The organism is Pseudomonas frederiksbergensis (assembly GCF_000802155.2).
GTDB classification, from domain to species: domain Bacteria; phylum Pseudomonadota; class Gammaproteobacteria; order Pseudomonadales; family Pseudomonadaceae; genus Aquipseudomonas; species Aquipseudomonas frederiksbergensis_A.
This window is the reverse complement of the sequence record NZ_JQGJ02000008.1, coordinates 111411-131129: the sequence shown is the minus strand read 5'-3', so window position 1 is coordinate 131129 and position 19719 is coordinate 111411. Positions and strand designations below refer to the sequence as shown.

Below are 19719 nucleotides of genomic sequence, written 5' to 3'. Positions count from 1 at the left end.
ACAAATCCCCCACTTGGCCCGTAAGGTTCCGCCCCGGTGAACAGCGCGGTACAGAGCCCTCTCCATGAGTAAATACAACCAGATCTACAACGATCTGCTGACCAGCATTACCACCGAACGCCTGGAGCGCGGCGCTCGCCTGCCGTCCGAAACCGAACTGATGGACAGCTACCAGGCCAGCCGTGGCACGGTGCGCAAGGCCATCGAACAACTCCAGGAGCGTGGGTTCGCGCAGAAGATCCATGGCAAGGGCACCTTCGTGCTGTCGACCCAACCCATCGAATTCCAGCTCGGCGGCATCGTCAGCTTCCAGGAGACCTACCCGCGCCTGGGCAACGATGTCAGCACCGAAGTGGTCGAGTTCAGCCAGTTGCCGTTGGAAGGAGCGCTACTCGAGCACATCAAGGCCCCCGCCGGCAGCCCGATTACCCGCATCAAGCGGGTCCGGCGAATCGACGGCAAGCGCGTGATCCTGGACATCAACCACTTCGTCAGCGACGTGATCCCGGGCCTGACCCGCGACATCGCCGTGCAGTCGATCTACGCCTTCATCGAACAGACCCTGCACCTGCAAATCGCCTACGCCCAGCGCACCATCGAAGCGGTCCGCTGCGCCAAGGACGACCAGCAGCACCTCGACCTCGAAGGCCAGAGCCATGTGATCGTGGTCAGCAACCAGACCTTTCTCCAGGACGGCCGGCAGTTCGAGTACACCGAATCGCGGCATACCCTGGATAAGTTTTATTTTTCGGATGTGGCGCGGCGGTGAACACAACAAACCATGTGGATACGGGCTCACGCGTTGTATTGTGCGGAAGTCATTAGAAAGATATTGCCAGTCGAGAATCGAGTACGTTTCAAGCTATGTGTTTGCCTGACAAGCAGGACCCACCTTCCGTAGAATGCCTGCGTGGCTATGGAACACCTTCCTTCTCACCCTCATGACCTAGGGGTTCCGCTCTCCACACCGCGCCTGCTTCTTGCAGGCGTTTTTACATCGACTGCAGATGCGACGTAGCTGCCCACTCACAACGGCGGCCAAAGGGAGAAATCAAGCATGAATCAGGAGCTGTTCCTGCGTCGCCGCACCAAGGTTCACGTCCCTACGGGCACCGGCGGAGCCACGCGCGCCCAGGTAGCGTCGGCAGTCCAGGAAATCGCGGCGTTCCGATGCGTGCTATCGGAGTCGCTGATCAAGCGAATCGGCATGCTCTCGGCGGCAGAACTCACGCACTGGCTGCGCGATGTTATCGGAGTGCTACGGCGGCAGACCGGCGCCCATGTGCACCACCAGCCGTTTTATCCTGACTTTCCAGAGCAAGTTCTAAAAGCCTCAGAGGCGGAGTTGTACCTGACCGCCGTCATTCATTACCTCACGCTTCGGCGTTTGCCACCGAGCGAACACGCTCGGCCTGTGATGCTTGAAGGAAACCTCATATCCCGGGTTATCGAACTGGGCAGCGTCTCTGAGTTCGAGTCATTGCTCGAGCCGCTGGTTTCATCGCGCACTTCGCTCTCCGAAGAGGAAACAGCCGATGTCGTCTGGTTTATCCGAGCGTACAAAAGCGATGTGTTTCGTCTGCTGCCTCAGGCCGTCCCGTTCCGGGAGATTCGCGCACTGGTTGGCGGCACACTGCTCCTGCATGTGGCCGGCGATGCACGGGTAGACGCATTCCTGGAGCAAAACGTCGAAACGGCGACAGACGTATTACGACTGGCGGTGGCGCTGAGTGGAGGCGACGTGTCACTGACGACAGCTTCGACACGTTTCACAGCGATGAAGCGCGCGACGCGCCGTCTGCTGCTGCGCCTGCTCGATCGCGCACCCAACGCCGGGGAGGATGTGATGCGTCATGCCGAACGCTGGAAACGCTTGGCCGAAGTACTGCATCCGGGGGAGCACGCCGATAAGTACCCACGAGCACTCGCCGCGATCACGGCAGCGCGCCGCAACGACCCGCCGGCCTCGTTTGGATCACGTGTCGAAACAATGCTAGCCCAGCGTCAGATCGCCGCGCTTACGCCCTTATTGCAGGAACGTCCCGGTGAATTCGCACGACGGCTGGATGTGACCTTGCGCCGCGCGAGCGAAGCGGACGCTGTACTCGACGCGTTCGAGGCCGTCGCGACACAAGTGTCCACACCTATCCTGCTGCAGGTACTAGCCCAAGTACGGGCCCCGCGCCCGTTGCCCTTGCGGGCTTTCACGCCGAAAGGGGCGTTGGCCAAGGTCTATGGCATCGAGGATCGGCGCGAACCTCTCACGCCTCAGGTGTTGGCGCGTGCAGCCCAAATTTGCCGGGACGCTCTCATAAAGCGTTTTGCATCACTGCCGCCGCTTGGCCGCTGTTTCATCGATCCCGTACTGCGCGAATACAGGGTGCCGCTGGCACAACGTGCCGCATCGAAGTCGCTGCGTACGCTGGTGCGAGGCAGCCGGTTGCCTATGCCTGACACGCGTTTCATTCGCCTGTTCCTGTGGTGGAAGAACGGCCGTGAACGCACGGACATCGACTTGTCCGCCGCATTTTTCGACGCCAATTTCGTGTTCACGCAAACTGTCGCGTACTACAACCTGAAGGGGTTCGGCGGCTATCACAGCGGCGATATCGTCGATGCACCCCACGGGGCTTCGGAGTTCATCGACCTCGATCTTGATGTCCTCGTCGAGAAGGGTATCCGCTACGTCGTAACATCGATCAATTCATTCACCGAACAGCCGTACTGCGATCTTCCCGAGTGCTTCGCTGGCTGGATGGCCCGTGCCGACGTGGCATCGGGTGAAGTGTTCGAACCGCGATCCGTCGTCGACCGTCTCGATATCGCATCCGACACCGGGATCTGCCTGCCATTCGTGATGGACTTGCAAGAGCGGCGCGTGATTTGGGTCGATCTCGGACTTACGTCATCGCCACGGTGGAACAACGTTCAGAACAACCTGAGTGGGATATCGTTGATGCTGCGAGCCCTGGTGCACACACCGCGTCCGGATTTGGAGACTCTGTTCGATTTACATGCACGTGCACGAGGAGAACGGGTGGCTTCGCCGCAAAAGGCACAGGCAGTATTTGCGCCAGATCAAGGGATGACGCCGTTCGATACGGATTTGATTCGATCACAGTTTCTCTGATGCCCAATCCTGAAGGACTTCAGTGGTCACTGGGCTTTCCAAGACGATATCGATGACAGTAGGCCCCGCTCCACCGCCCACCTCAAACGCCCGCGAGACGGCATCAACGATTTCGGCTCACATTCCGATCTATCGCAGCACGGGCATTCCAGAAATGATGTCGTGCACCTGATCTTGTAGCTAACGGTTAAGGTTGTAGAAAAACGATTAGATAACAAGAGCCGTGCACAAAAACGATTACTCTTGCCAACCGGCTCGTCAGACTGAAGAAGGGCTGGACATGACTGTCACCCAACCAAAGCGTCCAACTCTTCGGAAGCCATAGCCAGACAACCGTAGGCCTTCTTTCGCAACGTTGACCTGCAGCGCCACCTGGGCCACATCCAACACGTCCTTGGTAAGCGAATAGCTGCCCCTGGCCTGCAGCCAGGTCAGCACGTCCGCCAAATGCCAGATAGAAGCACTTCCCTCGTGCACCGGCGTCGGGAAGCTGCCTGGATGAGCCAACATCAGCTTGCGCATATTCTGCCGAGACACACCTATGATCTCAGCAACGTCGGTCAGCCCAACCAAATCAGGCGCCACCTCGATCAGTTTGGCCGACGGCACGGCGCGATGAACATCGGACAGAGCGCTAAGCACCGCCGTGACCGCATCAGGAGCCTCGCGAGTGAACTCAAGCGCCAGCCGGCCCGGCTGCCCGATGCCGACCAGGGCGTCATCGCAGCCCGCTTCTCCCAGCCGCTCCACCAGTTCATCCATGGCACAGCCATCGTCAGCAAGCTGATATTTCAAGGTAAAAATATATTCCATTGTTCTATTCCTCAGCATCGTCATCAGCCTCGCGCCGATTGCGATGCGCAATGCAATTGTCCACGACGCGTCGCAATGCTCGCGCATGGTTGCCAGGGTTCTTCGGCGTGCTCCAATATCGAGGTGATGCAGAACTCGCCGCAGCGGCACGCCTCATCGTTGTATGGACAATAAGCCCGCCCCCAGGCGTGACTGCCACCAACGTCTACGCGCCACCCCCGCCCTTCGGCATACCTAAGCGTTTCTTCGATCTCTTTCTTCGGGTGCGTTGGACGAATCATCCGTGATCTCCAGTATTCGCACGAGCTGTCAGATTGTCAGATGACAACCTGACAGCTCGATTTCAAACCCCAGCATTTAGCGGCCCACATCTGCTCGGCAGCAGCCTTGGTACAGAGTGGTTCGCGGACATTGCGACAGCGCTCCGCGCCATGCCGGCGGAATACACGTGGGTGCTGCGGCAGAGGGTAAGCATTTTTCGGTACTTGTGGAGGCGAGGAATCGTAGCGAAAGGTGACGATGCTGGGATGCGCTGCAGCCCAAAGCCGTCATCGCAGTGCGTCAGGCCGATCCCAGTCAGCTTGGATTGGGGGCGCTTCGCACCCCAGCGGGAGCAAGCTCCCTCGCCACAATTTTGTGTTCAGCTGGCAATAACGCGGGCTTTTCAAGTCCTATCACTTGCACACACCAAACGGGTTACCACGGCTTACAGACTTCGACCTATCGAACGAGGCGTAGTAAGTCAGATTTGCATCAGCCGATCACGTGTTGGCGAGGACCGACTACAAGGAAGTGCCGCCGCGGGTGGACTACGCACTGACCCCGCTCGGTCGCAGCTTGGCCGAGGCGATCGTCCCGCTGGGCAGGTGGGGGAGCGAGAATGCGGAAGAAATGGCAAGCATCTTCGCCAAACGCGACGCTTTTGCCTAGAAATCGTCAGCGCCTAAACGCCAAAAGCCCGCAACTAAGCGGGCTTCAGGGTTTCTTGCTAGTGGCTACCGGTCAGCGCCGGACGCACCATCACTCCCACTCAATCGTCGCCGGCGGCTTGCTCGACACGTCATACGTCACGCGCGAGATACCTTCGATTTCATTGATGATCCGCCCGGAAACGGTTTCCAGCAGCTCGTACGGCAGGTGTGCCCAGCGAGCGGTCATGAAGTCGATGGTTTCCACGGCGCGCAGTGCGACGACCCAGGCGTAGCGACGGCCGTCGCCGACCACGCCCACCGATTTCACTGGCTGGAACACCACGAACGCCTGGCTGACCTTGTGGTACCAGTCGGCCTTGCGCAGTTCTTCGATGAAGATGTGGTCGGCGCGACGCAGCAGGTCGGCGTATTCCTTTTTCACTTCACCGAGGATCCGCACGCCCAGGCCCGGGCCCGGGAATGGGTGGCGGTAGACCATGTCGTACGGCAGGCCCAGTTCCAGGCCGAGGCGACGCACTTCGTCCTTGAACAGTTCGCGCAGCGGCTCGACCAGCTTGAGGTTCATCTCCTCCGGCAGGCCACCTACGTTGTGGTGGGACTTGATCACGTGGGCCTTGCCGCTCTTGGCGCCGGCCGACTCGATCACGTCGGGGTAGATGGTGCCTTGGGCCAGGTACTTGATGTTGTCCAGCTTGCAGGATTCGGCATCGAACACGTCGATGAAGGTACGGCCGATGATCTTGCGCTTCTTCTCCGGGTCGGACTCGCCGGCCAGGTTGTTCAAGAATTGCTCTTCGGCATTGGCGCGGATCACCTTGACGCCCATGTTCTCGGCGAACATGGCCATCACTTGCTCGCCTTCGTGCAGGCGCAGCAGGCCGTTGTCGACGAATACGCAAGTCAGCTGGTCGCCGATGGCCTTGTGCAGCAATGCGGCAACCACCGAGGAGTCAACGCCGCCGGACAGGCCCAGCAGCACATTGTCGGTGCCGACCTGGGCACGCACCTGGGCAATGGCGTCTTCAGCGATCTTCGACGGCGTCCAGAGGGCTTCGCACCCGCAGATGTCGAGGATGAAGCGCGACAGGATACGGCCGCCCTGCTTGGTGTGGGTCACTTCCGGGTGGAACTGCACGCCGTAGTAGCGACGGTCGTCGTTGAACATGCCGGCAATCGGGCAGCTCGGGGTGCTGGCCAGGATGTGGAAGTCTTCCGGCATCTTGGTGACCTTGTCACCGTGGCTCATCCACACGTCGAGGCCGAACAGGCCGTCGGCGTCGATATGATCCTCGATGCCGTCCAACAGGCGGCTCTTGCCGACCACGTCGACGCGGGCGTAACCGAACTCGCGCAAATCCGAACCTTCGACCTTGCCGCCCAGCTGTTCCGCCATGGTTTGCATGCCGTAGCAGATACCGAAGACCGGCACGTCCAGGTCGAACACGGCTTGGGGGCAGCGCGGGCTGTCGGCTTCGTGCACGGACTCCGGGCCGCCGGCGAGGATGACGCCTTTAGGCGCGAATTCGCGAATCGCTTCATCATCCATGTCGAACGGATGCAATTCACAGTACACGCCGATTTCACGCACGCGGCGGGCGATCAGCTGGGTGTACTGGGAACCGAAGTCGAGGATCAGGATGCGGTGAGCGTGAATGTCGAGGGCCATGACTCATTCTCATGTAGTGAATCAGAAACAACTCGGGGCTGAATGAACAGCCCCGGTGATTAACGTTTTGCTGAAGGCCTTAACCTACGCGGTAGTTCGGCGCTTCCTTGGTGATCTGCACGTCGTGGACATGGGACTCGGCCATGCCGGCGCCGGTGATGCGCACGAACTCCGGCTTGGTGCGCATCTCTTCGATGTCGGCGCTGCCGGTGTAGCCCATGGAAGAACGCAGGCCGCCCATCAGTTGATGGATGATGGCGCTCAAGGTGCCTTTGTACGGCACGCGACCTTCGATGCCTTCCGGTACCAGCTTCTCGGCACCCGCGGAGGAGTCCTGGAAGTAACGGTCGGAAGAGCCTTGGGCCTGGGACATGGCGCCCAGCGAACCCATGCCGCGATAGGCCTTGTAGCTACGGCCCTGGAACAGCTCGATCTCGCCTGGCGCTTCTTCGGTACCGGCGAACATCGAACCCATCATCACGCAGTAGGCACCGGCAACGATGGCCTTGGACAGGTCACCGGAGAAACGGATACCGCCGTCGGCGATCAACGGTACGCCAGTGCCTTCAAGGGCGGCGGCGACGTTGGCGATGGCGCTGATCTGCGGCACGCCGACACCGGCAACGATACGGGTGGTGCAGATCGAGCCAGGGCCGATACCGACCTTGACCGCGTCGGCGCCAGCTTCGGCCAGGGCCTTGGCGGCTGCGCCGGTGGCGATGTTGCCGCCGATCACCTGCACGTCAGGGAAGTTCTGCTTGACCCAGCGAACGCGGTCGATCACGCCTTTGGAGTGACCGTGGGCGGTGTCGACCACCACCACGTCAACGCCGGCATTGACCAGGGCGGCAACACGGTCACCGGTGTCCTTGCCAGTGCCGACGGCAGCGCCGACGCGCAGACGACCTTGGTCGTCCTTGCTGGCCAGCGGGTAGGCCTTGGCTTTTTCGATGTCGTTGACGGTCATCATGCCCTTGAGGGCAAACTTCTCGTCGACGATCAGCACGCGCTCGATGCGGTGCTTGTGCAACAGCTCGCGAACTTCGTCCTTGCTGGTGCCTTCCTTGACCGTGACCAGGCGCTCTTTAGGCGTCATCACTTGGCGGACGGAAGCATCCAGGCGGTTTTCGAAACGCACGTCGCGGGAAGTGACGATGCCGACCAGGTCGCCATCGTGCAGCACCGGAACGCCGGAGATGTTGTGCATGCGGGTCAGTTCGAACAGATCCCGGACCGTGGCGTCAGCCTCGATGGTGATCGGATCCTTGACCACGCCAGCCTCGAACCGCTTGACCTTGCGCACTTCGGCGGCCTGCTGTTCGATGGTCATGTTCTTGTGGATGATCCCGATACCGCCTTCCTGGGCCATGGCGATGGCCAGACGGGCTTCGGTCACGGTGTCCATGGCGGCGGAAACCAGGGGGATATTCAGTTCGATGCCACGGGTGAGACGGGTTTTGAGACTGACTTCGTTAGGCAGCACCTCGGAATAACCGGGCACTAGGAGAATGTCGTCGAAGGTCAGAGCTTCTTGGCTGATACGCAGCATCGCGGGGGCTCCCGAGCGGGAAAATGGAAGCGCGCCATTATACTCATGCAGCCCGTCTGGCTCAATGTAAAACTCTGTCTATTATTGGCGGGGTGATTGGTGGGGTGAAACCACCGCACGCCCATCCTGTGATGCATCTATCTACAACTCCACCTTCACCCAACTCACCGGCTGATCGAGCCAATCGGCGAATTCATCGACAAAGGCCTGCTTGAACCCCGCCTCCAGCCAATTATTGAAAATGAAACCCAGATTGGAGAACGCACAGGGTTGCAGGAATAGAAACCCATTGATGTCGTCTTCATGCCCGCATTCAGGACAGGTGAAGTTATCAGTGCGCCCAGGCATCCAATCTTCCAGGCTTTCAAACAGCGCTTCGCCGACTTCCTTGCGGCACTCGGCGCAACCGGCCTCTTCCAGGAACCCCTTGGCCGGCGTATAGATGCAACGCTTGGTGATGATTTCCAGGCCGTTGATCGATTCGCCGAACGGCAGCGCGTCGGGATGCAGGACCACGTCGCGGGCACCGGGAGCGATAGCGTGGGCCATGCGATTGCCGGTGCGGCCGCAGGTGGTCAGTTGCTCTTCGACGATATTCTTGCGCACCAGCCAGCGCACGATCGCCCGAGCCCGAGGCTCGTGGACCGGCAAGGTGGAAATTTTCGGGACGATAATACTTTGCGAATTCATGGCGAGGCCTGGAGGTTTCCCTGGCAGATCTACTAAAGGGCCGGCAGCTTAATCCCTGGCTGGGCCAGGTCAAGCATTCAGGTAGCGGCCGATCAACGCCAGGCCACTGGCGAGCACCAGCCAGGTGACCAGGCGCACGAATGCCTCGCGCGACATCTTCATGGTCAGGCGACGCCCTACCCACAACTCCAGCGCCATGGCCGGCAACAAACACAGCGCCAATACCAACAAGGGTAGCTCGGCATACACGCCCGCGATAACGAACAGACTCAAGCGCACCACGGTACTGCAGCTGATCAGCGCACTCTGGGTCGCCCGCGCCGCCTACAGATCCATCCGGCACTTCCTTGATATGGAGAGCGGGGACTTTAGCCAGATGTGTCATGGCATATCCAGCATTTGTGGTGACTGGCCCATCGCCTTCGCAGGTCTGGTCGCGAAACAAGCGACTCGGTCTAATTGCCTTGCACACATGGCGATTCAGACGCGAATCCCCTTATCATGCCGCCCATGATTAAAGATCCCTTTGCCCGACTGGGCCTGGACCGCGAGGTCCTGACTGTCAGCCAGCTCAACGGCCGTGCGCGGGTGTTGCTGGAGGACGTGTTCAGCAACATCTGGGTCGAGGGCGAGATTTCCAACCTCGCCCGCCCCGCCTCCGGCCACGTGTACTTCACCCTCAAGGACAGCGGCGCCCAGGTGCGTTGCGCACTGTTCCGGCAGAACGCCGCGCGGGTGCGCCAGGCCTTGAAGGACGGATTGGCGGTGAAGGTGCGTGGCAAGGTCTCGCTGTTCGAAGGCCGTGGCGATTATCAACTGATTCTCGACACCGTCGAGCCGGCCGGCGATGGCGCCCTGCGCCTGGCTTTCGATGCCCTGAAGGAAAAACTCAGCGCCGAGGGCCTGTTCAGCGCCGAGCGCAAGGTGCCATTGCCGGCCCATCCGCAACGCATCGGCATCATCAGTTCGCCCACCGGCGCGGTGATCCGCGACATCATCAGTGTGTTCCGCCGCCGCGCGCCGCAGATTTCCCTGACGTTGATTCCCACCGCCGTGCAAGGCCGCGAAGCCACCGGGCAAATCGTCCGCGCACTGAAACTGGCCGATGCCCGTGGCTTTGACGCGCTGATCCTGGCCCGGGGCGGCGGTTCGCTGGAAGACTTGTGGTGCTTCAACGAAGAAGCCGTGGCCCGGGCCGTGGACGCCTGCGTCACGCCGATCGTCAGCGCCGTCGGCCATGAGACCGACGTGTCCATCAGCGATTTCGTTGCCGACGTGCGCGCCCCTACACCTTCCGCCGCCGCTGAACTGCTGGCGCCGGATGCTGGCGACCTGGTGCGCCGGGTAGAAAGCCTGCACCGGCGATTGGTGATGCGCATGCGCGACCGCCTGATGCGCGATCAACTGCGCCTCGAAGGCCTCACCCGGCGCCTGCGCCATCCCGGCGAACGCCTGCGCCAACAGGCGCAACGCCTCGATGACCTGGACATGCGCATGCGCCGGGCCTTCGAACGCAGCCTCAATACCCGCCGCGAACGGCTGATCCGCCTGGAAACGCGCCTGGCTGGACAACATCCGGGCCGACAGTTGGCCATGTTGCGTCATCGCCTCGACAGCCTCGCCGAACGCCTGCCCCGAGCCATGCGCGAAGGCCTTAAAACGCGACGCGTACAGCTACAAAACCAGATGCAGACGCTGCACATCGTCAGCCCCCTGGCGACCCTCGGTCGTGGCTACAGCATCCTGCTCGACGAACGCGGCCATGCGATCCGCAACGCCGGACAAACCCGGACTGGCCAGCGCCTGACCGCCAAGCTCGGCGAAGGCGAACTGCTGGTGCGGGTCGAAGACAATCACCTGACGCCAGTCACCCTTTCTTTACTGGACTGATTCATGCCGCGATTCCTCGCCCCCCTGCTGTTGCTGTGCCTGACTTTCAACGCCCATGCCGACAGTTACATCACCCGCCTGTTGAACAAACCCGTGCCCGGCGGCGTGGCCGTGGTGGACCTGGGCAGCGCGGCCCAGGCACCCAAAGCCACCTATCAGGGCAAACCGGTATTAGTGGTCAAGGAACAGCAGAATTGGCTGGCGATTGTCGGCATTCCGCTGACGGTCCAGCCCGGCACGCAGCAGATCAGCAGCGGCGGCAGCACCCAACCCTTCGTGGTTGGCTACAAGAAGTATCCCGAGCAGCACATCACGCTGAAGAACAAGCGCCAGGTCAACCCGAACCCGGCGGACCTCAAGCGCATCGACGCCGAGCTGGCGGTGCAATTGAAGGCCTACCGCAGCTTCAGCCCGAACATCCCCAGCAACCTGTTGCTGGATAAACCGGTCAACGGCCCGCTGTCGAGCAAGTTCGGTGTGCGCCGCTTCTTTAACGGCGAAGAGCGCAACCCCCACGCTGGCTTGGACTTCGCCGTGCCCGCCGGCACGCCGATCAAGACTCCGGCCGCCGGCAAGGTGATCCTCACCGGCAATTATTTCTTCAATGGCAACACCGTGTTCGTCGACCATGGCCAGGGCTTCATCAGCATGTTCTGCCACATGTCGAAGATCGATGTGAAAGTCGGCCAGCAATTGGCCCGGGGCACCGTGGTCGGCAAGGTCGGCGCCACGGGCCGTGCGACTGGGCCACACATGCACTGGAACATCAGCCTGAACGATGCGCGGGTGGATCCGGCGATTTTTATCGGGGCTTTCCAACCTTGAGTAGTTTGCGGTGAGGCTACTGGCCTCTTCGCCACGGATTGCCGAGTGAAAAGCATCGACGCAATAAAACGACAAATACCTCATCGTCACGCGATTAAATCTCGTCAGACCGCCTAAAAGCAGAACTTCTCTCAATTTTTTTCGACTGCTTGCAACCCCCCGTCCACGCGGTTAGGGTTGAAAGCATGAAAACCTCTCATACCCTCATCCAGCTTCGCCAGCACCGCAGCCTGTGCCTCGTCAGCGCACGACTGCCGGGCTGAATCGCGGCACCTCGTCCCGGCTAATCAGCCACCCCATTAGAACCACCGGCAGGCCGCCTCTTTCCGGCCACGACAATAAGGATTCCGCCCATGAGCATGCTCAAAGACCCGTCTTCGAAATACCGCGCCTTCCCGACCATCAACCTGCCGGATCGCACCTGGCCATCGAAGACCATCACCGCCGCGCCGATCTGGTGCAGTTCCGACCTGCGTGATGGCAACCAGTCGCTGATCGAGCCGATGGACGCCGCCAAGAAGCTGCGCTTCTGGAAAACCCTGGTCGCGGTGGGCGTGAAGGAAATCGAAGCGTCGTTCCCGGCTGCCTCGCAGACCGACTTCGACTTCGTGCGCACCCTCATCGAGGAAGGCCACATCCCGGACGACACCACCATCCAGGTGCTGACCCAGGCCCGTGAAGACCTGATCGCCCGCACGTTCGAATCCCTGCGTGGCGCCAAGAAAGCCATCGTCCACCTCTATAACGCCACCTGCCCGTCGTTCCGCCGCATCGTGTTCAACCAGGACAAGGAAGGCGTGAAGGAGATCGCGGTGAACGCAGCCAAGCTGTTCGTCAAATACGCCGCGCAACAGCCGGAAACCCAGTGGCAGTTCGAGTATTCGCCAGAGACGTTCAGCGCCACCGAGCTGGAATTCGCCAAGGAAGTCTGCGACGCGGTGATCGAAGTGTGGAACCCGACCCCGGAGCGCAAGGTGATCCTCAACCTGCCAGCCACCGTGGAAGTCGCCACCCCGAACATCTACGCCGACCAGATCGAGTGGTTCCACCGCAACATCAGCCGTCGTGACAGCGTGCTCATCAGCCTGCACACCCACAACGACCGTGGCACCGGCGTGGCCGCCACCGAGCTGGGCCTGATGGCCGGCGCCGACCGTGTCGAAGGCTGCCTGTTCGGCAACGGCGAACGCACCGGCAACGTCGACCTGGTGACCGTGGCGCTGAACCTCTACACACAGGGCATCGACCCCGAGTTGGACTTCTCCGACATCGATGGCGTGCGCAAAGTGGTCGAAGAATGCAACCAGATCCCGGTGCACCCACGTCATCCGTACGTCGGCGACCTGGTTCACACCGCATTCTCGGGCTCGCACCAGGATGCGATCCGCAAGGGCTTCGCCCAGCAGAAACCGGACACCCTGTGGGAAGTGCCGTACCTGCCGATCGACCCGGCCGACATCGGCCGCAGCTATGAGGCGGTGATTCGGGTCAACAGCCAGTCGGGCAAGGGCGGTATCGCCTACCTGCTGGAACAGGAATACGGCATCAGCCTGCCGCGTCGCATGCAGATCGAGTTCAGCCAGGTGGTGCAGCGCGAAACCGATCGCCTGGGCCTGGAGATGACCGCCCAGCAGATCCATGCCCTGCTGCAGCGTGAATACCTGCAAGCCAACACCCCGTACGCGCTGGTCAGCCATCGCCTGCAGGAAGAAAACGGCAACAGCGCCGTGGAAGTGGAAGTGGCGAGCAAGGGCCAGGGCGAGACCAACCTGCACTGGCGCGGCAAAGGCAACGGCGCGCTGGAAGCGCTGGTGGCCGGCCTGCCGATTCCGGTGGAAATCATGGACTACAACGAACATGCGATCGGCGCCGGCACCAATGCCAAGGCGGCGGCGTACATCGAACTGCGGGTCAACGGCGAGCGTGCGGTGCATGGCGTGGGTATCGATGAGAACATCACCACCGCGAGCTTCAAGGCACTGTTCAGTGCGCTGAACCGCTCGCTGAGCCAGCCGGAAGCCAAGGCGGCTTGATCCATCGATGAAATGCAAAAAGGCCCTGGGGTGTGAACCTCAGGGCCTTTTTGTTTGGCTTGGATTTTGGGTTGGCTGTTCCGGCCCCTTAGTGAGCAAGCCGCTCCCACAATGGATCTGCGGTGGACACAAATTCTGTGCCTGGCAGAAATCTCCTGTGGGAGCGGGCTTGCTCGCGAAGGGGCCTAATAGACGGCCGGGATGTCAGGCATGGGTATCGATCGAAATAGTCATCGCCTGCAACAGCGCGGCCTGCAGGGTCTGCAACGTCGCTTGTGTCGCCATGATCTGAGTCTGGATCGCCATGGTTTCCTGGGCTTTCTGCTCCTCATCGGCGCGGCTTTTTTGCACTCGTGCTAGCTGGGCCTGCTGTTCGGCCAGCAACTTTTCGGTCTGTTCGATCTGCTTCTTCAGTTGTTCGATGACATCGCCGCTGCCGCTGCTGCCACCCGCACCGGCGATATTCGCGCCGCTGGTGTCGACTGCCAGTTTCTTGTCTTTGTCTTCGCTGCTGTCAGCCGATGCCACTGGACTGACCGCTTTTTCTTCTTCGGCCCCACGGATGGAGACTTTGGGGGCCGACAATGGATAAGGGTTTACGGTCGTTGCGCTGATGCTGGTCATAGGGACTCCTCCTTGGCTGACCGGTTATCGGCTCACAACACCGTTACTTGAGGGCTGAATCGTTTCAATTCGTGAACTCGAAGCGATCAGCGTCCAGGTTCGCCGGAAACCGAGAGCGATACGCCGCCAGGTCCGTCGCACTCAGCGAAACAGAAAACACCCCATCGGCTTCACCGGCGCTGAGCAGCGTCTCACCCTGGAAGTCCAGCACCTGACTGTCACCGGTGTAGGCAAAGCCCTTGCGGTCGGTGCCGACCCGGTTCACCGCCGCCACGTAGCACAGGTTCTCGATGGCCCGCGCCGGGAGCAAGCGGTTCCAATGCTGACGCCGGGCGCCTGGCCAGTTGGCGGTGTACAGCAATAAATCGGTGTCTTCGGCGTCGCGGCTCCACGCGGGAAAACGCAGGTCGTAGCAGATCAATGGTCGGATCCGCCAGCCCTTGAGCTCGAACAGCACCTGCCGCTCACCCGGTGTGTAATGGTTGTGCTCGCCGGCCATGCGGAACAGATGGCGCTTGTCGTAATGCAGCACCTCGCCATCGGGCCGTGCCCACAGCAAGCGATTACGATGCGTGCCGTCGCCGGCCTGGACGATCACGCTGCCGGTGATCACCGCATCCAGCTTCGCCGCCTGGTCCTTGAGCCAGCGGCTGGTGGGCCCGTGCTCCGGCTCGGCCAGGGTCTCGGACTCCATGGAAAAACCGGTGGTGAACATTTCCGGCAGGATGATCAGGTCCGCCCCACGCGCCTGATCGAGCAGCACCTCGAAATGTTCCAGGTTGGCCCGACGGTCATGCCAGGCCAGCGTGGTCTGGATCAAGGCAATGTTCAGGTTGGGCAACGCACTCAGATCACGCATAGTTTTTCCGCCGCTTCGCGCAGCGTCTCCTCGCGCTTGGCAAAGCACAGGCGCACCAGGCGCTGGCCCTTTGGCGGGTTCTGGTAGAAGACCGAGATCGGAATGGTCGCCACGCCATGTTCGCGCGTCATCCATACCGCCATGTCGACGTCATTGAGGTCCGGGCGGATTTGCGAGTAATCCACCAGCTGGAAATAGGTGCCGGCGACGCGCTTGTAGCTGAACCGCGACGGCGCCAGCAGATCGCAGAACAGGTCGCGCTTGGCCTGGTAGAAGTCCGGCAGCTCGTCGACGTGCTCCGGATGCTCGGCCATGTAATCGGCCAACGCAAACTGCAACGGGGTCACGCCGCAGAAGCTGACGTACTGATGCACCTTGCGCAGCTCCGCCGTCAGGGCCGGTGGCGCCACGACGTAACCGGTCTTCCAGCCGGTGACGTGGTAGGTCTTGCCGAACGAACTGACCACGAAGGCGCGGCGATACAGCTCCTCATGGGCTAGCACGCTGACATGGGGCACGCCGTCAAACACCAGGTGCTCATAGACTTCGTCGCTGATCAGGTAGATGTCGCGGTCGCGGATCAAGGCCGCCAACTGGTCCAGCTCGGCGCGGCTGATCAGGGCTCCGCTGGGGTTGTGCGGCGTGTTGAGGATGATCATTCGCGTGCGCGGGCTCAGGGCTTCGCCGAGTTTCTCAAAGTCGATGGCGAAGTCGTCCAGGCCCAGTTGAACATGCACGCAACGTCCGCCGGCCAGTTGCACGGCAGGTTCGTAGCTGTCGTAGGCCGGGTCGAAGACGATGACTTCGTCGCCGCTGTTAACCACCGCCGCGATGGCGCAGAAAATCGCCTGGGTCGCGCCAGGGGTCACGGTGACTTCCTGATCGGCATCGACGCTGGCGCCATAGCTGCGGGCGATCTTCGCCGCAATCTGCTGCCGCAGCACCGGCAGGCCGGTCATGGGGGAATATTGGTTGTGGCCTTGGGCTATGTGCCGGCCGACCGCATCGCGCAGCGCTTGCGGGCCATCGAAATCGGGAAAACCCTGGGACAGGTTCAGCGCACCGGTCTGCGCGGCGAGCTGCGACATCTGGGTGAAAATCGTGATGCCGACGTTCGGCAACTTGCTGGTGATCATCGAGGTTTCCCTGGGTCTGCACCCGGCTCTGGTGCGGCGCGGGAGAGGTCGAGGATAGCCCAATCGCCGGGCATGAAAAAGGGTGCCCGTGGGCACCCTCTCCAACTGTCGCCACAAAAGCGATCCGGACAAATCCCGGCTCAGCGCTTGTCGCGGCGCTTCTTGTCGGCCTTCTTGTGGTGCGACATCAAGCGACGCTTCTTGTTGACCTGACGGTCGGTGAGCGTGTTCTTGTTGCCTTCATACGGGTTCTCGCCGCCCTTGAACTCGATGCGAATCGGCGTACCGACCAGCTTCAGGACGCGACGGTAGGTGTTCTCCAGGTAGCGAACGTACGACTTGGGCACCTTCTCGATCTGGTTACCGTGGATCACGATGATCGGCGGGTTGGCACCACCCAAGTGGGCGTAGCGCAGCTTGATCCGACGGTTGTTGACCATCGGTGGCGCGTGCTCGCCGACGGCGTCCTCGAGGATCTGGGTCAGGCGGTTGGTCGGCCAGCGGGTCACTGCGGACTTGAACGAGTTCTGCACCGAAGCGTAGAGATTGCCCACGCCCGTGCCGTGCAAGGCCGAGATGAAGTGGATGTCGGCGAAGTCGACGAAGAACAGCCGGCGCTGCAATTCGACCTTCACGAAGTCCCGCTCGCTCGGCGTCATGCCGTCCCACTTGTTGATCGCGATGACCAATGCACGACCGGCTTCCAGGGCAAAGCCCAGCAGGTTCAGGTCGTGATCGACCACACCCTCGCGGGCGTCCATCACGAAGATCACCACGTTGGCGTCCTTGATCGCCTGCAGCGTCTTGACCACGGAGAACTTTTCGACTTCTTCGTGGATCTTGCCGCGCTTGCGCACACCGGCGGTGTCGATCAGCGTGTACTTCTCTTCGTTACGCTCGAAGGGAATGTAGATGCTGTCGCGGGTGGTGCCGGGCTGATCGTAGACGATGACCCGGTCTTCGCCGAGCATGCGGTTGACCAAGGTCGACTTGCCGACGTTCGGGCGGCCGATGATTGCGATCTTGATGCCGTCTTTTTCGCTCGGGCCCGGAATGCGCTTGGCTTCCTCGCCTTCGGCAACGACTTCTTCCTCGCCCTCTTCCGGCTCTTCGGCGTCGTCCTTGGGGAAACTCTCCAGGGCGATTTCCAGCATCTGGGTGATGCCACGGCCGTGGGCGCCGGCAATCGGGATCGCCTGGCCCATGCCCAACGGTGCGAACTCGGCGCGGGCCATGTCCGGGTCGATGTTGTCGACCTTGTTGGCGACCACGTAGGAACGCTTGTTACGCTTGCGCAGATGCTCGGCGATCATCTGGTCGGCGGCGGTAAAACCGGCCTTGGCGTCTACCAGGAACAGCACCACATCGGCTTCTTCGATGGCGAGCAGCGACTGCTCGGCCATTTTTTCGTCCATGCCGTGTTCATCACCGGAGATGCCGCCGGTGTCGACCAGAATATAGGTACGCCCTTGCCACTTGGCCTCACCGTATTGGCGATCACGGGTCAGACCGGACAAGTCGCCGACGATGGCGTCGCGAGTCCTGGTCAGGCGGTTGAACAAGGTGGACTTGCCGACGTTCGGTCGGCCCACCAGGGCGATTACGGGAACCATGCGGCTCTCCACTTCGTTATTTCAGAAAATACAAAAGCCGCTGCGAGGCAGCGGCTGGTGCTCGGGGCAGCCTGTACTAGCACTGCAAGCCTCGTGAACAAGGCCGCTTGGGGGATTAGCCCCAAGCATAGTCTTACTTGATGGTCAGGGCTTCCAGTTTGCCGCTGTTGCCATACACATAAATCATGCTGCCCACCACCAGCGGACGGGCACGCAGGCCGTCGCTGTCGATGCGCTCACGGCCGACGAAGCGACCGTCCACCTGGCTGAGCAGGTGCAGGTAACCTTCCAGGTCACCGACTGCAACGTAGCTGGAGAACACTTCCGGGGCCGACAGTTGACGGCGGGCCAGGGAGTCGTTGCTCCACAATGCGGTGGTGGAACGCTCGTCAACGCCTTCGACGGTGCCCGAGGACAGGCTTACGTAGACGCTGCCAAAGCCTTGGGCGACACCGGCGTAGCTGGACGCATCGCGCTGCCACAACGGACGACCGGTTTCCAGGTCAAGCGCCGCGACGCGGCCCTGGTAGCTGGCGACGTACAGCGTACCGCCGGACAGCAACAAGCCGCCGTCGATATCGACCACGCGTTCCAACTCCGAACGACCTTGCGGGATCGCTACGCGCTGCTCCCAGACCGGCACGCCGTTGGAAATGTCCAGGGCCACGACTTTACCGGTCGACAGGCCAGCCACCGCGAGGCGGTTGGTGACGATCGGTGCGCTGGTGCCGCGCAGGGTCAGGACCGCCGGGGTGCTGTCGTACAACCAGCGCTGGTTGCCGGTGGCGGCGTCCAGGCCGATCAAGCGGTCATCCTGGGTCTGGACCACCACCACGTCGCCGTTGGTGGCGGGCGGTGCGAGGACTTCGCTGGTTACGCGGGCGCGCCATTTCTCTTCACCGCTGCTCGCGTCCAGGGCGACGATCTCACCCTTGAGCGTGCCGATCATGACCAGCCCATAACCCACGCCAACGGCGCCGGACACAGGAAGCTCAAGATCTTTCTCCCACTTCACGTCGCCGTTCATGCGATCCATGGCCATGACGACGCCAGTCACGTCGCCGGCATAGATGGTGTCGCCGTCGATGGCAGGCACCAGCATGTTGTAGGTTTCCCCCTGGCCGTCACCGATGGAGCGGCTCCATTGCTTCTGCAACACGACTTCTTCTTTGAAGTCGGTCAATTCGGCCGGAGGCAGTTCTTTCTTGCTGTTGCTGCTGCAACCCGCGGCCAGAATGGCCAGGGCCAGCAATGCTGCATGTTTCCAACGGATCACGTCACGCATCCCCTTTGGCCAGGTCGTCCAGCTTGATTTGCAGGCCACCGACCGCGGCTTCATCCGACAGCGCAGCCTTGGCTTTTTGGTAGGCCGCATGGGCCTCGTCGGCACGGCCCAGCTGTACCAGCAGGTCGCCCTTGAGTTCTTCGCGAGTTGCCAGGAACGCCTTGTCGGCATCGCCGTCGAGCAGTTTCAAGGCGTCTTCGGCCTTGTTCTGTGCGGCCAAGACCTGTGCCAGGCGCTGACGCGCCACTTCGCCCAGGGTCGGGTTGGCCGGCTTGTCGACGATCGCCTTCAGCTCGGTGGCCGCGTCATCCAGCTTGCCGCTGTCCACCGCGACCTTGGCCACGAACAGGCTGCCGTATTGGGCATAGGCGGTGCCGCCAAACTCCTTGTTGAGCTTGCCGGCCAGGTCCGCCACGCGGGCCGCGTCAGGCTTGCCGTCCGGGGTCAGGGTGGTTTCCAGCAATTGCTGATAGAGCATCGAGGCGCCTTGCGACTGGTTGCTCTGGTATTTCTGGTAGGCCTGCCAGCCGAACACGATGACCAGCGCCAACAGGCCGCCAGTGACCAGCGGCTTGCCATTGCGCGTCCACCAGTCCTTCAAATCCGCCAGCTGTTCATCTTCGGTACTCGACACCCCAATACTCCTTAATCGCTAAATCGGCTGTTTGACAGCT

At 61.4% G+C, this 19719-nt stretch carries 14 protein-coding genes and 4 pseudogenes; 6 read left to right on the top strand and 12 right to left on the bottom strand.

Translation table 11 applies throughout. The features are described from left to right. The first annotated feature begins 64 nt into the window (after window positions 1–64). Complete coding sequence (gene treR, locus JZ00_RS16740; RefSeq protein ID WP_039592093.1) at window positions 65–769, top strand: trehalose operon repressor; 705 nt, start codon at window positions 65–67, stop codon at window positions 767–769. Between the two features lie 288 nt (window positions 770–1057). After that, entirely contained in the window at window positions 1058–3130 is a 2073-nt protein-coding gene (locus JZ00_RS16735) for a TerD family protein (RefSeq protein WP_039592094.1), read from the top strand. A 287-nt stretch (window positions 3131–3417) separates the two neighbouring features. On the opposite strand, the pseudogene JZ00_RS16730 reads toward JZ00_RS16735, so the two are convergent. Next, window positions 3418–3943: pseudogene (locus JZ00_RS16730) on the bottom strand (helix-turn-helix transcriptional regulator). A gap of 4 nt (window positions 3944–3947) precedes the next feature. Beyond that, a pseudogene (locus tag JZ00_RS31520) lies at window positions 3948–4224 on the bottom strand (hypothetical protein). 475 nt (window positions 4225–4699) lie between these two features. Between JZ00_RS31520 and JZ00_RS16725 the strand changes: the two are divergent. Continuing rightward, a pseudogene (locus JZ00_RS16725) lies at window positions 4700–4873 on the top strand (winged helix-turn-helix transcriptional regulator); the annotation flags it as partial. Window positions 4874–4963: 90 nt separating this feature from the next. Here JZ00_RS16725 and guaA read toward each other — a convergent pair. The 4 genes and pseudogenes from guaA to JZ00_RS16705 form a co-directional block, all read right to left on the bottom strand. Next, the gene (gene guaA, locus JZ00_RS16720; RefSeq protein WP_039592095.1) at window positions 4964–6541 is read right to left on the bottom strand and encodes a glutamine-hydrolyzing GMP synthase; all 1578 of its coding nucleotides are present in this window, start codon (window positions 6539–6541) and stop codon (window positions 4964–4966) included. A gap of 79 nt (window positions 6542–6620) precedes the next feature. Further along, window positions 6621–8090: an IMP dehydrogenase gene (guaB, locus tag JZ00_RS16715; RefSeq protein ID WP_039592097.1), complete on the bottom strand. Its 1470-nt coding sequence runs from the start codon at window positions 8088–8090 to the stop codon at window positions 6621–6623. 141 nt (window positions 8091–8231) lie between these two features. Then, window positions 8232–8780, bottom strand: coding sequence for a hypothetical protein (locus JZ00_RS16710; protein WP_039592100.1), 549 nt, complete (start codon window positions 8778–8780; stop codon window positions 8232–8234). Window positions 8781–8849: 69 nt separating this feature from the next. Further along, window positions 8850–9104 (bottom strand): annotated as a pseudogene (locus tag JZ00_RS16705) (sulfite exporter TauE/SafE family protein); the annotation flags it as partial. Between the two features lie 186 nt (window positions 9105–9290). Here JZ00_RS16705 and xseA point away from each other — a divergent pair. From xseA to leuA, 3 genes are all read left to right on the top strand, one after another. Further along, window positions 9291–10670, top strand: coding sequence for an exodeoxyribonuclease VII large subunit (xseA, locus tag JZ00_RS16700; protein ID WP_039592102.1), 1380 nt, complete (start codon window positions 9291–9293; stop codon window positions 10668–10670). A 3-nt stretch (window positions 10671–10673) separates the two neighbouring features. Beyond that, entirely contained in the window at window positions 10674–11495 is an 822-nt protein-coding gene (locus JZ00_RS16695) for a peptidoglycan DD-metalloendopeptidase family protein (RefSeq protein WP_039592103.1), read from the top strand. A gap of 353 nt (window positions 11496–11848) precedes the next feature. Next, a complete protein-coding gene (gene leuA, locus JZ00_RS16690; protein ID WP_039592105.1) occupies window positions 11849–13528 on the top strand; it encodes a 2-isopropylmalate synthase in 1680 nt (559 codons plus the stop codon). A gap of 204 nt (window positions 13529–13732) precedes the next feature. On the opposite strand, the gene JZ00_RS16685 is transcribed toward leuA, so the two are convergent. From JZ00_RS16685 to JZ00_RS16660, 6 genes are all read right to left on the bottom strand, one after another. Further along, a complete protein-coding gene (locus JZ00_RS16685; protein ID WP_039592106.1) occupies window positions 13733–14152 on the bottom strand; it encodes a hypothetical protein in 420 nt (139 codons plus the stop codon). Window positions 14153–14216: 64 nt separating this feature from the next. Continuing rightward, window positions 14217–15011 (bottom strand): amidohydrolase, encoded by a 795-nt coding sequence (locus tag JZ00_RS16680; RefSeq protein ID WP_039592108.1) that lies wholly within the window; start codon window positions 15009–15011, stop codon window positions 14217–14219. Next, window positions 14999–16147 (bottom strand): pyridoxal phosphate-dependent aminotransferase, encoded by a 1149-nt coding sequence (locus JZ00_RS16675; protein ID WP_039592109.1) that lies wholly within the window; start codon window positions 16145–16147, stop codon window positions 14999–15001. Before JZ00_RS16675 ends, JZ00_RS16680 begins: the two co-directional genes overlap by 13 nt. 140 nt (window positions 16148–16287) lie before the next feature. Further along, window positions 16288–17760, bottom strand: coding sequence for a ribosome biogenesis GTPase Der (der, locus tag JZ00_RS16670; protein ID WP_039592110.1), 1473 nt, complete (start codon window positions 17758–17760; stop codon window positions 16288–16290). Between the two features lie 133 nt (window positions 17761–17893). Continuing rightward, complete coding sequence (gene bamB, locus JZ00_RS16665) at window positions 17894–19045, bottom strand: outer membrane protein assembly factor BamB (RefSeq protein WP_039592111.1); 1152 nt, start codon at window positions 19043–19045, stop codon at window positions 17894–17896. Next, on the bottom strand, window positions 19038–19679 hold the full coding sequence (locus tag JZ00_RS16660; RefSeq protein ID WP_039592112.1) for a tetratricopeptide repeat protein: 642 nt from the start codon (window positions 19677–19679) through the stop codon (window positions 19038–19040). The genes bamB and JZ00_RS16660 overlap by 8 nt, the downstream gene beginning before the upstream one ends. Between the last annotated feature and the right edge of the window lie 40 nt (window positions 19680–19719).